The 13,905-nt window shown below is 49.8% G+C and carries 15 protein-coding genes and 1 tRNA gene; 9 read left to right on the top strand and 7 right to left on the bottom strand.

Annotated elements, in window-relative coordinates; all coding sequences use genetic code 11:
• Window positions 1–11 precede the first annotated feature (11 nt).
• The 3 genes from ACTHSW_RS02450 to pyrC all read left to right on the top strand — a co-directional run bounded on the left by ACTHSW_RS02450 (window position 12) and on the right by pyrC (window position 1,972).
• Window positions 12–236, top strand: coding sequence for a sulfurtransferase TusA family protein (locus tag ACTHSW_RS02450; RefSeq protein ID WP_003681929.1), 225 nt, complete (start codon window positions 12–14; stop codon window positions 234–236).
• A 12-nt stretch (window positions 237–248) separates the two neighbouring features.
• A complete protein-coding gene (locus ACTHSW_RS02445; RefSeq protein ID WP_070461428.1) occupies window positions 249–842 on the top strand; it encodes an NMCC_0638 family (lipo)protein in 594 nt (197 codons plus the stop codon).
• A gap of 95 nt (window positions 843–937) precedes the next feature.
• Window positions 938–1,972, top strand: coding sequence for a dihydroorotase (gene pyrC / locus ACTHSW_RS02440; RefSeq protein WP_070461429.1), 1,035 nt, complete (start codon window positions 938–940; stop codon window positions 1,970–1,972).
• 133 nt (window positions 1,973–2,105) lie between these two features.
• Here the strand turns inward: pyrC and ACTHSW_RS02435 are convergent, their stop codons facing one another.
• Together ACTHSW_RS02435 and cysD are read right to left on the bottom strand one after the other, a co-directional pair.
• Complete coding sequence (locus ACTHSW_RS02435) at window positions 2,106–2,669, bottom strand: RBBP9/YdeN family alpha/beta hydrolase (protein WP_070461430.1); 564 nt, start codon at window positions 2,667–2,669, stop codon at window positions 2,106–2,108.
• A gap of 232 nt (window positions 2,670–2,901) precedes the next feature.
• Window positions 2,902–3,816, bottom strand: a complete 915-nt coding sequence (cysD, locus tag ACTHSW_RS02430; RefSeq protein ID WP_070461431.1) for a sulfate adenylyltransferase subunit CysD — start codon at window positions 3,814–3,816, stop codon at window positions 2,902–2,904.
• Between the two features lie 216 nt (window positions 3,817–4,032).
• Between cysD and trhA the strand changes: the two genes are divergently transcribed.
• Window positions 4,033–4,659, top strand: a complete 627-nt coding sequence (gene trhA, locus ACTHSW_RS02425) for a PAQR family membrane homeostasis protein TrhA (RefSeq protein ID WP_070461432.1) — start codon at window positions 4,033–4,035, stop codon at window positions 4,657–4,659.
• Window positions 4,660–4,717: 58 nt separating this feature from the next.
• Here trhA and ACTHSW_RS02420 read toward each other — a convergent pair whose 3' ends face one another.
• Window positions 4,718–6,148: an alanine/glycine:cation symporter family protein gene (locus tag ACTHSW_RS02420; RefSeq protein WP_070461433.1), complete on the bottom strand. Its 1,431-nt coding sequence runs from the start codon at window positions 6,146–6,148 to the stop codon at window positions 4,718–4,720.
• 366 nt (window positions 6,149–6,514) lie between these two features.
• Between ACTHSW_RS02420 and ACTHSW_RS02415 the strand changes: the two genes are divergently transcribed.
• The gene (locus ACTHSW_RS02415) at window positions 6,515–7,243 is read left to right on the top strand and encodes a YebC/PmpR family DNA-binding transcriptional regulator (RefSeq protein ID WP_070461434.1); all 729 of its coding nucleotides are present in this window, start codon (window positions 6,515–6,517) and stop codon (window positions 7,241–7,243) included.
• Between the two features lie 60 nt (window positions 7,244–7,303).
• Here the strand turns inward: ACTHSW_RS02415 and ACTHSW_RS02410 are convergent, their stop codons facing one another.
• The 4 genes from ACTHSW_RS02410 to tgt form a co-directional block, all read right to left on the bottom strand.
• A complete protein-coding gene (locus ACTHSW_RS02410) occupies window positions 7,304–7,795 on the bottom strand; it encodes a disulfide bond formation protein B (RefSeq protein ID WP_039864291.1) in 492 nt (163 codons plus the stop codon).
• 205 nt (window positions 7,796–8,000) lie between these two features.
• Window positions 8,001–8,399 (bottom strand): c-type cytochrome, encoded by a 399-nt coding sequence (locus tag ACTHSW_RS02405; protein ID WP_070461435.1) that lies wholly within the window; start codon window positions 8,397–8,399, stop codon window positions 8,001–8,003.
• Window positions 8,400–8,522: 123 nt separating this feature from the next.
• The gene (hemH, locus tag ACTHSW_RS02400; RefSeq protein WP_070461436.1) at window positions 8,523–9,533 is read right to left on the bottom strand and encodes a ferrochelatase; all 1,011 of its coding nucleotides are present in this window, start codon (window positions 9,531–9,533) and stop codon (window positions 8,523–8,525) included.
• 85 nt (window positions 9,534–9,618) lie between these two features.
• Window positions 9,619–10,734 carry a tRNA guanosine(34) transglycosylase Tgt gene (gene tgt / locus ACTHSW_RS02395; RefSeq protein WP_003745960.1) on the bottom strand — a complete coding sequence of 372 codons (1,116 nt, stop codon included), beginning with the start codon at window positions 10,732–10,734 and terminating at the stop codon, window positions 9,619–9,621.
• Between the two features lie 237 nt (window positions 10,735–10,971).
• On the opposite strand from tgt, the gene ACTHSW_RS02390 reads away from it, so the two are divergent.
• The 4 genes from ACTHSW_RS02390 to rpmI all read left to right on the top strand — a co-directional run bounded on the left by ACTHSW_RS02390 (window position 10,972) and on the right by rpmI (window position 13,893).
• Window positions 10,972–11,048: transfer RNA gene (locus ACTHSW_RS02390), tRNA-Val, on the top strand.
• Window positions 11,049–11,100: 52 nt separating this feature from the next.
• Window positions 11,101–13,014: a threonine--tRNA ligase gene (gene thrS / locus ACTHSW_RS02385; RefSeq protein WP_107810837.1), complete on the top strand. Its 1,914-nt coding sequence runs from the start codon at window positions 11,101–11,103 to the stop codon at window positions 13,012–13,014.
• 17 nt (window positions 13,015–13,031) lie between these two features.
• On the top strand, window positions 13,032–13,553 hold the full coding sequence (gene infC / locus ACTHSW_RS02380) for a translation initiation factor IF-3 (protein WP_079453677.1): 522 nt from the start codon (window positions 13,032–13,034) through the stop codon (window positions 13,551–13,553).
• A 142-nt stretch (window positions 13,554–13,695) separates the two neighbouring features.
• Window positions 13,696–13,893, top strand: a complete 198-nt coding sequence (rpmI, locus tag ACTHSW_RS02375) for a 50S ribosomal protein L35 (protein ID WP_003675505.1) — start codon at window positions 13,696–13,698, stop codon at window positions 13,891–13,893.
• Window positions 13,894–13,905 lie beyond the last annotated feature (12 nt).

Below are 13,905 nucleotides of genomic sequence, written 5' to 3'. Positions count from 1 at the left end.
GAGTTTTCATCATGAATACACAAACTCTGGATGTCATCGGTTTGAAATGCCCGTTGCCGATTTTGCGTGCAAAAAAAGCTTTGGCGCAAATGCAGGAGGGCGAAGTGCTGACCGTATTGGCCACCGATGGCGGCGCGCCCGGCGATTTTGAAGCGTTTTGCCGTCAGACCGGACATGTTTTGTTGGAATCGAGCGAGGCCGACGGCGTGTTCAAGCTGGTGTTGAAACACAAATAAAGGCCGTCTGAAATGTCTAAAGCCGTCGCGTTGTCTGCCGTCGTATTGGCTGTTTGCCTGAGTGCATGCGGCAATGAAAGTGTTTCGCCGCAGAACGCTGCCGATTATGCCCAAAATGTAACCGACTTGTTCCGCCAAAGCTGTGTGGCTGCAGACGGCGATGCCGCCATTGTCGGCGAGTTCGCCAATGCCAACAAACTGGTTTTATTGTCGAAAAAAGATATGGCCGATTTGCCTGCCGGAATGATGGATTTGGAGGCATTGAGCATTTGGAAGAAAACGGTAAACGGCGCAGATTATTATTTGAGCCTGACCGAAGACAGTTGCAGCGTGCGTACGGCCAAAGCCAATGACCATCTGATTTTCAAACAATTTTTGGCTTTGGCAGAAAATCCGCCGCAAGGTTTGAACGCTGAATTGCGTGCCGATAATTTGTCGGAAGCCCCGTTGCCCATGCGTCAGATTTCCTACGCATGGCGCGCGTCCGGCAGTCCGAAAGAAACCTTGCTGACCGTCAAAACAACGTCGTTCGAGCATTTTCCGGTACAGGCTGTTTTTTATTTGACCCATCATTCTTACGACAATAAGGCCGCCGTTTTGCCTTAGACCGGTTGACGATTGAAACATCAAATTAATAGAAACCATTCCGCCGAATAAAGGCCGTCTGAACATTATCAAACCAAACCACTCGAAAGTAAGTTATGCAAACCCTGACCATCATCCGCCCCGACGATATGCACTTACACCTGCGCGACGGCGACGCGCTCAAAGCCGTTGCCCCGTACACCGCCCGACAAATGGGCCGCGCGGTTATTATGCCCAACCTCAAACCGCCCGTCGTCAGCGTTGCCGATGCCCAAGCCTACAAAGTGCGCATTATGGCCGCCCTGCCGGAAGGCAGCACCTTCCAGCCGTTGATGACGCTTTATTTGACCGACAACGCCACTCCCGAACTCGTGCGTGAGGCTAAGGCTGCCGGTATTGTGGCTTTCAAACTCTATCCGGCAGGCGCGACCACCAATTCTGATTCCGGCGTAACCGACCTGTTCAAACTGATTCCCGTGTTGGAAGAAATGGCGAAACAGGGCATTTTGTTCTTGGTTCACGGCGAAGTCACTGATCCTGAAATCGATATTTTCGACCGTGAGGCCGCCTTTATCGAGCGCGTGATGAAGCCGGTTTTGGCACAAGTGCCGAATCTTAAAGTAGTGTTTGAACACATCACCACTGCCGAAGCCGCCCGACTGGTATTGGAAGCAGGCGATAATGTGGCCGCGTCCGTGACGCCGCAACACTTGCTGCTCAACCGCAACGACCTTTTGGTCGGCGGCGTGCGTCCTCATCATTTCTGCCTGCCTGTACTCAAACGTGAAACCCACCGTCAGGCTTTGGTTGCTGCCGTTACCGGTGATAAGGCACACAAATTCTTCCTCGGCACGGATTCTGCGCCACATGCTAAAACTGCCAAAGAAAATGCTTGCGGTTGCGCCGGTATGTTCAGCGCGATAACCGCCATCGAGCTTTATGCCGAAGTGTTTGAGAAAGCAGGCGCGTTGGACAAACTGGAAGCCTTTGCTTCTAAAAACGGCCCGCGTTTCTACGGTCTGCCTGAAAATTCCGATACCATCACATTGGTCAAACAAACGCAAACCGTTCCTGCCAGCGTGCCTTACGGCGATGGCGAACTTGTACCGATGAGGGCCGGCGGTGAGATTGAATGGACGGTGCAATATTAAATTTGCCGTCAATGAGGCATAAAAAGAAACAACCTGCTTGAAAGGGCAGGTTGTTTTTTATTGTTGTTCAGACGGTCTGTTATGGGGAGGGGAGGCATACAAGGCCGTCTGAAAACCAAATTATATTGCGTGTTTATTCGGTCAACATGGGTTTCAGCGCTTCCCAAGCCTGTGGCAGTTGGGTAAAGCCGTCCGAAGCCATCAAATGGCCGCCTTCGGGAATATGGATAACAGGGCTTTTGAGTTTGGCCGCCATGTCCAAAGTCAGTTCGGGCGGAACATGAGTGTCGTTGTCGGAAACCAAGCAGTGTTTGGGCATGTCGATTTTGCGCAGGATGTCGAAGTCGGGGGATGCTGCTTTAATGTAGGCATCAAGCGCAGGCAGGGGTGGCAGTGTATCGGCAAAACCGGCGGCAAGCAGCAGGCCGCCGATTTTTTGCGGCTGTTGGCGGCTGAGGAAGTGAAGGAGGGTAATGCAGCCGAGACTGTGGCCGACTAGGAAGGTATGGGCATCGGGCTTACCAATGTGCTGGTCTAGGGTAAACTGCCACGCGCTCGTGCTTGGTTTGTCGGGATTGGGCATGGCGAGGGAGATTGCTTGTGCGCCGGTGCTTTTGATTTGGGCGCAAAGCCAGTCAAACCAGTTGCCGTGCGGATTGCCTTCAAAGCCATGTACGATATAAACGCGTCGGTTCATGTTTCTCCTCCTTCAGACGGCCTGAGACTTTTGTCTAAATCTCTGCCTGCAAGTGTTTATTATACCATGTTTGTTTATGTTTTATTGTTTGTCGCTTTGTCAGGATTTTTGATTAAGCTTTTGTTGTTAAATGATATTTGCAAGAATAATAAAGCAAACAACACGGCAGGGGCGGATGGCTTTGCCGTGTTGTTCGGGTTTGAAATATATAGGGGCCGTCTGAAAAAACGGTTTAGAAATAGCCTTGTTTTTTGCGCTCTTCCATTGCCGCTTCCGATACGCGGTCGTCCATGCGTGTGGCACTGCGTTCGGAAATGGTCGCGGCGGCGGTTTCGGCAATGATGTCCTCGGGTGTGGCGGCGGTGCTGGTAACCGGGCAGGTGCAGGAAATATCGCCGACGGTACGGAAACGGACATCGCGGATTTGGGCAACTTCACCTTCACGTTTTGGGGTCAACGGGGTAACGGGAACGAGCAGGCCGTTGCGTTCGACAACTTCGCGCTTGTGGGTGTAATAAATCGGCGGCAGGGCGAGTTTTTCGCGTGCGATGTATTGCCAGATATCCAATTCCGTCCAGTTGGAAATCGGGAACACGCGCATGTTTTCGCCTTGGAACAGGCGCGTATTGTAGAGCGACCATAATTCAGGACGTTGGTTTTTAGGATCCCATTGGCCGAACTCGTCGCGGAAAGAGAAGATGCGTTCTTTGGCGCGCGCTTTTTCTTCATCGCGGCGCGCGCCGCCCATCAGTGCATCAAAGCCTTGTTCTTCAATGGTTTCAACCAGTGTAACGGCTTGGGCGGCGTTGCGCGAATCAGTTTCGCGGCGTAAGACGACGCTGCCTTTGCGGATGGACTCTTCTACGCTGCCGACCACAAGTTGTACGCCGGTGCGTGCGACCGTGTCGTCGCGGAACCGGATGACTTCGGGGTAGTTGTGGCCGGTATCGACGTGCAGGAGTTTGAACGGCAGCTTCAGCGGACGGCCTTCGATTTGGAAGGCTTTGACGGCAAGCGCCAGCAAGACGACGGAGTCTTTGCCGCCGGAAAACAGCAGGGCCGGGTTTTGGGCGTTGGCAATCACTTCGCGGATGATGTAGATAGACTCGGCTTCGAGCCAGTCGAGGTGGTGGTTTTGGATGGACATTTTTTCTCTACTTTGCAATCTTGGCGATAGCCGATACTTTAGTGAGGCCGTCTGAAAAAGGGAAAGAATGGTTTGTTTGTTGCAAAGATGTTTTTGTTATATTGCCCGAGTGTGTTTTCAGACGGCCTTTGCGCTTTAACTTATTTTTAACCCGATTTCTCTGACGAAGCGCCTGTCTTCGCGTACACTTTGGTTTTTTAGAAATGAGAATGGTTTATGTATCACGGCGAGAGATTTAATGCGTACAGCCATTTGGCCGGTTTCTTATTGGCAGTGGCGGCCTTGGTGCTGATGCTGGTGAAAGCGGTGGAATCGGCGGACGGCTATCGGATTGTCGGTGCACTGACTTACGGAATCTGCCTGCTGCTTCTGTATTTGGGTTCAACCTTATACCACAGTATTCCGCAGCCGAAAGCCAAGGCGATTTTGCAAAAGGTCGATCATTGCCTGATTTATCTTTTGATTGCAGGCAGTTATACGCCGTTTACGCTGATTACCCTGCAGGGCGGCTGGGGCTGGTCGCTTTTCGGCGTGTCGTGGGGGCTGGCTTTGCTGGGCATTGTTCAGGAGCTGACGATCGGGCGTAAAAGCGAGAAACGGCTGCTGTCGATGGTGATTTATGTGTTGATGGGCTGGTTGATTGTGGTGGCAGTGTGGCCACTGATACAGTCGCTTTCGGCAGGCGGATTATTTTGGCTGGTGTTGGGCGGCGTATTGTATAGCGCGGGGATTTATTGGTTTATCAACGATACGAAAATCCGCCACGGCCACGGTATCTGGCACTTGTTTGTCTTGGCAGGCAGTTTGACGCAATTTATCAGCATTTATTTTTATGTGTTGTAGTTTCAGACGGCCTGAAATAAAAAACCTCTCAGTTTGGCTGAGAGGTTTTTGTTTGTCGTTAATCTGGGTTTTTGTCGTGGAATTCGTGGAATTCGTAGTTGTAGGTCAACTCTTTGCCGGCTTTGGTTTGCGCCAGATAATCGTCGTAAACCGCACGGATTTCCTTACGCAGCAGGAAGAGGGCGATTAAGTTCGGCAAGACCATAAAGCCGTTGAACATATCGGACATACTCCAAACCAAATCCACTTTGCCCAATGTACCCAATACGATGGCCACCAAAACCAGTGCGCGGTAGATGCCCAAGTGTTTGCCGCGGAACAGGAAGCGGATATTGGATTCGCCGAAGTAGTACCAGCCGATGATGGTGGTAAAGGCGAAGAAGGTCAGACAGACGGCGAGCAGTTGCGAACCGAAACCTGGAAAGGCTTTGTTAAAAGCCAGTTGGGTAACTGCCGCGCCGGTTTCGCCGGACAAGTTAGCGTCGGTCAGCAGGATAATCAGCGCAGTTGCCGTGCAGACCATCAGCGTATCGATAAAAATACCGATAAACGCGGCCATACCTTGTTGCACAGGGTGTTTGACGTTGGCGGTCGCATGAGCGTGCGGAGTCGAACCCATACCGGCCTCATTGGAAAACAGGCCGCGTGCCACGCCGAAGCGGACAGCTTCGCGCATACCGATACCGGCCGCACCGCCCAATACTGCTTCAGGATTGAAGGCAGCAACAAAGATACTGTGGAACATCGGGATGATGTGGTCGGAGAATTTGAACAAAATAATTACGGCACACAAGATGTAAATCACCGCCATAAACGGCACGACAAATTGCGCGATACCGGCAATGCGGTTGATGCCGCCGATGATGATCAGGCCGGCGAATACTGCCAAAGCAATGCCGACAGCCATCGGAGGAATATCGAAAGCCAAATTCATGGCCGAGGCGATAGAGTTGGATTGTGTCGCGTTACCGATGAAGCCCAGCGCGATAATCAAGGCAATGGAGAAAAAACCGGACAGGAAACGCGCCGCACCACGACCGATTTTCGGCGTCAGCCCGTGCGTAATGTAAAACGCAGGGCCGCCGATGTATTTGCCGTGGCTGACCACGCGGTATTTTTGCGCCAAAACGGCTTCTGCAAAAATGGTAGACATGCCCAAAATGGCAGACAACCACATCCAAAAAATGGCACCCGGGCCGCCGGCAGTAATCGCAGTGGCGACACCGGCAACGTTACCGGTACCGATTTGCGCGGAAATCGCCACGGCAAGCGCTTGAAATTGAGACAGGGATTTGCCTTCGTGGTCTTTGTCTTTTTTGCTGAACAAGCCGCCGAAAACGGCTTTAAAACCCGCCCCCAATTTGGTAACTTGCGGCGCGCCCAAGTACAGGGTAAAAAACAGGCCGATACCGATTAAGGCGTAAATCAGCAGGTAGTCCCAAAGAACCTGATTGACTGCACCCACCAGAGCAGACAATATTTCTTCCATAATAAAACCTTTAATAAAAACAATAAAAATAAAATGATACGGGTAACTACTCCCACTCATTTTTCATGGTTGGCAACATCGGCGAGCAGGCCGTTTTGCCATTCGATACCGGTTAAGTTGTTAACAATTTTGACCGGTTTTGTCATCATACCGTAAACCTTCGTGAATTAAAACGAAAAACTGACAAGGGTTTGCCGCAAATGTGCTTCTTTATTTTAAAAAAGGTTTCTTTGTTTTCAGACGGCCTGTTTTTGCAAATGTTTGGGCCGTCTGAATATTTTGGCTAAAGCTAACTTATGATAAAATGCACGCCTTACAAATGAAGCAAATTCCGCCTCAGAGCGTGAAAAAACGAAAGGAATCAACATGGCAGGCCATAGTAAGTGGGCAAATATCCAACACAAAAAAGCCCGACAAGATGCCAAACGCGGCAAAATCTTCACCCGTCTGATTAAAGAAATTACCGTTGCTGCCCGTATGGGCGGCGGCGACCCCGGCGCAAACCCGCGCCTGCGCTTGGCTTTGGAAAAAGCCGCTGAAAACAATATGCCTAAAGACAACGTGCAACGTGCCATCGATAAAGGTACGGGCAATCTGGAAGGCGTGGAATATATCGAGTTGCGTTACGAAGGCTACGGCATCGGCGGCGCGGCTTTGATGGTAGACTGCCTGACCGACAACAAAACCCGTACCGTTGCCGATGTGCGCCATGCATTCACTAAAAACGGCGGCAACTTGGGTACCGACGGTTGCGTAGCGTTCAACTTCGTTCATCAAGGCTATTTGGTGTTCGAACCGGGCGTTGACGAAGATGCGCTGATGGAAGCGGCTTTGGAAGCCGGTGCGGAAGACGTCATCACCAACGATGACGGTTCCATCGAAGTGGTTATCGCACCGAACGACTGGGCAGGTGTAAAAGCAGCATTGGAAGCTGCAGGCTACAAATCTGTTGACGGCGACGTTACCATGCGTGCCCAAAACGAAACCGAGTTGAGCGGCGAAGATGCGGTTAAAATGCAAAAACTGATTGACGCATTGGAAGATTTGGACGACGTACAAGACGTTTACACTTCTGCCGTGTTGAATCTGGATTAAATAGTTTAAAGAACAAAAGGCCGTCTGAAATTTCAGACGGCCTTTTTATATCGAAACCAATCAGATTTTTCTGGTTTTCAACCAAGCCCAAAGCAGCAGCAATACCACGAAGCTGAAATACAAAATACTCCACACCGGCAGGGCGACGCCGAATAGATAGTCCGGCTCGGCGCAGTTGCCAAAGCCGCGAACGATGGGTTCAAACCAATCGAACAAAGGCCAGTCGCGCAAGCGGAAGGTCCAAGGTGCGCCGCAAGAAGGGGCGGTGCCGGGCGGCAGGCTTTGCAGCCAAATTTGATAGGCGGCGACACCTGCGCCATAAACGGCCGGAGCGGCAATCAACAATGCCGAGAGCGAGCGGGCAAATTTGGAAGATTGAGAACTAAATGCCGTAACAATGGCCAACAGCCCGACAGCCAATACGCACAAGCGTTGCAGGATGCACAATACGCACGGGTTCATGCCCAAAACGTATTGGGAAATAAAGGAGCCGCAGGCAGCAAATATGGAGAGGACGACTAAAAATAAAACAGTCTTGCGGAAAAAGTTCATAACATAAAACCTTTCAGACGGCCTGGACGCAAAACAGCCGCTAAATAACGTTTACTTTAACACAAAACGCATATGCTTTTTTTGATTTGACGGTTTTTTGCGTATGTTTGTTGATGTTGCATAACCATAAATATGGAAACAAAAATGTGTTCCATATCGAAAAGGCCGTCTGAAATATTCAGACGGCCTTTATGGGAGAGACGTTTTATTTTTTCCCGTGAGATTTTTTGACATCTGCTTCAGTAATCGTACCGCCGCCATTATTGAAGGCGTTCATGATGTAAGTGGCAACGGCGGCAACATCGGCATCGTTGATGGCGGTAGAAGGCATGAAGCCGTTGTAGGATTTGCCGTTTACTTTAATCGGGCCGTTGATGCCTTTGGTCATGCTTTGCAACAGGACTTGCGGTTTTTTGTTGATATAGTCGGACTGGAATAAAGGCGGGAACATGGCACCCCGGCCTTCGCCTTTTTTGCCGTGGCAGGCGGCGCAGTTGGTTTCGTAAATCTTTTGTCCTTTGCTCATCAACGCGGCATCGGCGGCAAAAGCGGTTGGGATGCTGAGTGAGGTCAGAAGGAGCAGGATAGGGCGGAGTGCAGTCATGATGTGTTCCTTTTTGAGTAGTGTTGTTTTTGATGGCTACACGCTTGGTTTGCGTTTTAATAGCTTGATGATAACGCTAAAGGCCGTCTGAAAGTGAATTTTTCAGACGGCCTTTGGTTTAGGTCAAATCCAGCCTTGCAGATTAGCCCGACTTAATTGTGCAAGTGCGGCAATCCAGTCGGCGGAATCGTTGAGGCAGGGGATGTAACGGTATTCTTTGCCGCCTGCGGCGTGGAATTGTTCGCGTCCCATAATGGCGATTTCTTCCATGGTTTCGAGGCAGTCGGCCAGGAAGCCGGGGCAGAAGACGTCGAGTTTGGTCGTGCCTTGTTTCGGCAGCTGATCAAACAGGGCTTGCGTGCTGGGCTTGACCCATTGGGATTTACCAAACTGGCTTTGGAAAGAAACGATGTATTCTTGTTCGGACAAGCCCAATGCCTGCGCCAACAGCTTGGCAGTATGGTGGCACTCGTCAGGATAGGGATCGCCGTCGTCGTGATGCTTTTGCGGAATGCCGTGGAAACTCAACATCAGTTTTTCGCCGCGTCCGTTTTGGGCCCAATAGGCTTCAATATGCTGCTTCATGGCTTGAATATAGGCGGCATCGTCGTAATAACGGGAGACGGTGCGGACGCTCATTTGGTTGCGTTGCAGCAATAACTCTTGAAACACTTTGTCCAAAGCCGCGCCGGTAGAAGAGCCGGCATATTGTGGATAGAGCGGAATGACCAGCAACTTGCCCACGCCTTGGGCTTTGAGTTCCGCCAAAACATCGGCAACGCTTGGATTGCCGTAAGTCATTGCATGACGGACGATGACATCGGGCAAATGTTTGGCCAGGGCTTCTGCTTGGCGGTGTGTGTAAACCTCAAGCGGCGAACCTTCTTTAAACCAAACTTTTTCATAGGCATGCGCACTTTTTTTCGGGCGAAAAGTCAATACCAAGCCACGCAATATTGGTTGCCATAAGAGCTTGGGCAGTTCGACAACGCGTTGATCGGACAGAAATTCTTTCAAGTAAGGCTTGACTGCGGCAGCCGTCGGCGCGTCAGGCGTGCCGAGGTTGAGCAGCAGGACGGCGGTGCGGTTTTGTGCGGTGTAGGCTAAGGATGGTTCGGTATGGAAACGGGACATGATTGTGCTTTATTAATTAAGAATATTGAGGCCGTCTGAAAAGCAGTTTGAATTAAAACCTGATTTCAAACGACCTTTTAAAGGATTAATCCACACCGCGGGCGCGGTTTTCATGGAATTGCGCCTGCCAATCGGCAAATTTGCCTTGTTCGATGGCTTCGCGCATTTCTGCCATGATGACTTGGTAGAAGTGCAGATTGTGGATGGTGTTGAGCTGTGCGCCCAAGATTTCGCCGACACGGTGCAGATGGTGCAGGTAGGAGCGGCTGAAATTCTGACAGGCGTAGCAGGTGCAGCTTTCATCAATCGGACGCTTGTCGAGTTTGTGTTTGGCGTTTTTGATTTTCAAATCGCCAAAACGGGTAAACAGCCAGCCGTTACGCGCATTGCGGGTAGGCATGACGCAGTCGAACATATCCACGCCGTGTGCCACGCCGTACACCAAGTCTTCAGGCGTGCCGACGCCCATCAAATAATGTGGCTTGTGTTCCGGCAGGATAGGGCCGACAGCGCGCAACATGCGGTACATTTCGGGCTTGGGTTCGCCAACGGACAAGCCGCCGATGGCCAATCCGGGGAAGTCGAGCTCTTCCAAACCTTTCAGCGATTCTTCGCGCAAATCTTCATACATCGCACCTTGTACAATGCCAAACAGTGCATTTGGGTTTTTCAGGTCTTCAAAAGCCTTTTTGCTTCGTTCCGCCCAGCGCAGGCTCATTTGCAGCGATTTTTGCGCTTGGCTGTGCGTTGCTTCGCCCGGGGTGCACTCGTCCAACTGCATCACGATGTCGGAATTCAATACGGTTTGGATTTTCATCGACACTTCGGGCGAGAGGAACAGTTTGTCGCCGTTGATTGGGCTTTGGAATGTACAGCCTTCTTCGGTCAGCTTACGCATATCGGATAACGAGAATACTTGGAAACCGCCCGAGTCGGTCAAAATCGGCTTGTCCCAGCCGATAAATTCGTGCAGGCCGCCGAATTGTTCGATGACTTCCAAGCCGGGGCGCAGCCACAGATGGTAAGTGTTGCCTAAGATGATTTGCGCTTTGATGTCATGCAGGTTTTGCGGGTTCATCGCTTTGACCGAACCGTAAGTGCCGACCGGCATAAATACCGGCGTTTCGATTTTGCCGTGGTTCAGTTCCAAAGTGCCGCGTCGGGCATGACCGTCTTTTTTGTGTAAGGTAAATTTGAGCATAGTAATAATAGATTGGACGTTCGCGTGTGTGCGAAATGAAAGGGCAGATTATAAAGGATTTTTCGTTGGTTGACGGCTGGATTTTATCTTTGTCAAAACAATGTTTCAGATGGCCTGAATAATAGAGGAAATAAAAAATGAGACATAAATCAAACAAAAATATTCAGGCTGTCTGAAAAGTATTTACAGATGCTTGCAAAAGGGAACACGCTTCGTTACAATAAGCGACTTAGATGAAGGCACATAGCTCAGTTGGTTAGAGCACCACCTTGACATGGTGGGGGTCGTTGGTTCGAGTCCAATTGTGCCTACCAAATTTCCATAACGGCTTTATGCCGTTATTTTTTAATGTTTTGGAGCTTTCTGATGTTGAACATTACCTTGCCGGACGGTTCGGTCCGCCAATATGAATCACCCGTTACCGTGGCGCAAATTGCAGCGTCTATCGGTGCAGGTTTGGCAAAGGCAACGGTAGCGGGCAAGGTTAACGGTAAATTGGTGGATGCTTGCGATCCGATTACCGAAGATGCCCATGTTCAAATCATTACGCCTAAAGACAAAGAAGGCGTGGAAATTATCCGCCACTCCTGCGCGCACTTGGTCGGTCATGCGGTCAAGCAGCTCTACCCAGATGCCAAAATGGTTATCGGCCCGGTTATTGAAGACGGGTTCTATTACGATATCGCAACTGAAAAACCATTTACGCCTGATGATGTGGCCGCTATCGAAGCGCGCATGAAAGAGTTGATTGCACAAGACTATGACGTCATTAAAGTGATGACGCCCCGTGCAGAAACCATCCAAATTTTCCAAGATCGCGGCGAAGAGTATAAATTGCGTCTGATTGAAGACATGCCTGAAGTGGAAGCAATGGGCATGTATCATCATCAAGAATACGTCGATATGTGCCGCGGTCCTCACGTTCCCAATACCCGTTTCTTGAAAAACTTCAAGCTGACCAAGCTGGCAGGCGCATACTGGCGCGGCGACAGCAACAATGAAATGTTGCAACGTATTTACGGTACGGCTTGGGCAAGCAAAGACGAATTAAAAGCCTATATCCAACGCATCGAGGAAGCGGAAAAACGCGACCACCGTAAGCTGGGTAAACAATTGGATTTGTTCCACCTGCAAGATGAAGCGCCGGGCATGGTGTTCTGGCATCCTAAAGGCTGGACTTTGTGGCAAGTGATTGAGCAGCATATGCGCAAAGAGCTGAATGCTGCCGGTTATAAAGAGGTAAAAACGCCTCAGATTATGGATAAAACCTTCTGGGAAAAATCCGGCCACTGGGAAAACTATAAAGACAATATGTTCGTGACCAGTTCCGAAAAACGCGAATACGCGGTTAAACCGATGAACTGTCCGGGTCATGTGCAAATTTTCAATAACGGCTTGCGCTCATATCGCGATTTGCCGATGCGTTTGGCTGAGTTTGGTTCTTGCCACCGCAATGAACCAAGCGGTGCGTTGCATGGTCTGATGCGTGTTCGCGGTTTTGTGCAAGATGATGCGCATATCTTCTGTACCGAAGATCAAATCGTCGATGAGGCACGTGCATTCAATGAATTATTGGTTCGTATTTACAAACAATTCGGCTTCCATGATGTTGCTGTGAAGTTGTCCCTCCGTCCTGAACAACGTGCAGGTTCTGACGAAGTTTGGGATAAAGCCGAACAAGGCCTGCGTGACGCATTGACTGCTTGCGGCGTAGAGTGGGAAGAGTTGCCTGGCGAAGGTGCATTCTATGGTCCTAAGATTGAGTACCATGTCAAAGATGCCTTGGGTCGCTCTTGGCAGTGCGGTACCCTGCAGTTGGACTTCGTATTGCCGGAGCGTTTGAATGCAGAATATGTAACAGAAAACAACGACCGTGCGCGTCCTGTAATGTTGCACCGTGCTATTTTGGGTTCATTGGAGCGCTTCATCGGTATTCTGATTGAAAACCATGCAGGCTCATTCCCATTGTGGCTTGCTCCGGTTCAAATGGTGATTATGAATATCACCGAAAACCAAGCAGATTATTGTCGCGAAGTGGCTGCTAAATTACAGGCAGCAGGCTTCCGTGTCGAATTGGATTTGCGTAACGAAAAAATCGGTTACAAAATCCGTGACAACAGCCAATACCGTTTCCCTTATCAAATCGTTGTCGGCGATAAAGAGAAACAAGAAAACAAAGTTGCGGTACGCCGCAAAGCAGAAGACTTGGGTTCTTTGAATGTAGATGATTTTATTGCACAATTGCAGCAAGAAATCACTGACGCCCTCGTCAATCATTAATTTTTATAGGAGTATTCATCATCGCTCAAGAACGCGAAGCACGAATCAATGGTGAAATTACCGCCAAAGAAGTGCGATTAATCAGTGAGTCAGGCGATCAGCTTGGTGTCGTTTCAGTTCGTGAAGCTTTGGCTATGGCCGAAGAGCAAGATGTCGATTTGGTAGAAATTTCCCCGACTGCCAAACCGCCCGTATGCAAACTGATGGATTACGGTAAATACAAATACCAACAAGCCAAAAAGCGCGACGAAGCTAAGAAAAACCAAAAGCAGGTACAAATCAAGGAAATTAAATTCCGTCCGGGTACTGATGAAGGCGACTATCAAATCAAGATGCGCAACATCAACCGCTTCCTTGCCGATGGTGACAAAGTCAAAGTGACATTGCGTTTCCGCGGTCGCGAGATGGCCCACCAACAATTGGGCGCCCAACTGCTTGAACGCGTAAAAGAAGAGTTGGCTGAAGTGGCGCAAATCGAGTCCTTCCCTAAAATGGAAGGCCGCCAAATGGTGATGATGATTGCGCCTAAGAAAAAATAAAGCTATAATGCAAGGCTTATTTCGATTGCCGCTCGGAATAAGGTTTAATTAGCGGCAAAAACCGTGGTATTTTGGGTTCCAAGTGTTTGAAATTTATTTCAAAACCCCTTATACCTTATCTAATAACGAATGGAGTTTTCCAATGCCTAAAATGAAAACCAAGTCTAGCGCGAAAAAACGCTTTAAAGTACTGGGTAACGGTGGTGTAAAACGCGGTCATGCGTTCAAAAGTCACATCCTGACCAAAAAAACCACTAAAACTAAACGTCAATTGCGCGGCACCGCTATGGTGGATTCACGCGATTTGGCTTCTGTTGCTAAAATGTTGCCCTACGCTTAAGGAGTTTAAAAT

Source organism: Neisseria sp. P0008.S004, from assembly GCF_051962755.1.
Lineage (GTDB): Bacteria > Pseudomonadota > Gammaproteobacteria > Burkholderiales > Neisseriaceae > Neisseria > Neisseria subflava_A.
This window is presented reverse-complemented; position numbering and strand designations above follow the sequence as displayed.

Coding starts and splice junctions, on each gene's coding strand:
- ACTHSW_RS02450 (WP_003681929.1), top strand. CDS start 12: ATGAATACACAAACTCTGGATGTCATCGGTTTGAAATGCCCGTTGCCG.
- ACTHSW_RS02445 (WP_070461428.1), top strand. CDS start 249: ATGTCTAAAGCCGTCGCGTTGTCTGCCGTCGTATTGGCTGTTTGCCTG.
- pyrC (WP_070461429.1), top strand. CDS start 938: ATGCAAACCCTGACCATCATCCGCCCCGACGATATGCACTTACACCTG.
- ACTHSW_RS02435 (WP_070461430.1), bottom strand. CDS start 2,669: ATGAACCGACGCGTTTATATCGTACATGGCTTTGAAGGCAATCCGCAC.
- cysD (WP_070461431.1), bottom strand. CDS start 3,816: ATGTCCATCCAAAACCACCACCTCGACTGGCTCGAAGCCGAGTCTATC.
- trhA (WP_070461432.1), top strand. CDS start 4,033: ATGTATCACGGCGAGAGATTTAATGCGTACAGCCATTTGGCCGGTTTC.
- ACTHSW_RS02420 (WP_070461433.1), bottom strand. CDS start 6,148: ATGGAAGAAATATTGTCTGCTCTGGTGGGTGCAGTCAATCAGGTTCTT.
- ACTHSW_RS02415 (WP_070461434.1), top strand. CDS start 6,515: ATGGCAGGCCATAGTAAGTGGGCAAATATCCAACACAAAAAAGCCCGA.
- ACTHSW_RS02410 (WP_039864291.1), bottom strand. CDS start 7,795: ATGAACTTTTTCCGCAAGACTGTTTTATTTTTAGTCGTCCTCTCCATA.
- ACTHSW_RS02405 (WP_070461435.1), bottom strand. CDS start 8,399: ATGACTGCACTCCGCCCTATCCTGCTCCTTCTGACCTCACTCAGCATC.
- hemH (WP_070461436.1), bottom strand. CDS start 9,533: ATGTCCCGTTTCCATACCGAACCATCCTTAGCCTACACCGCACAAAAC.
- tgt (WP_003745960.1), bottom strand. CDS start 10,734: ATGCTCAAATTTACCTTACACAAAAAAGACGGTCATGCCCGACGCGGC.
- thrS (WP_107810837.1), top strand. CDS start 11,101: ATGTTGAACATTACCTTGCCGGACGGTTCGGTCCGCCAATATGAATCA.
- rpmI (WP_003675505.1), top strand. CDS start 13,696: ATGCCTAAAATGAAAACCAAGTCTAGCGCGAAAAAACGCTTTAAAGTA.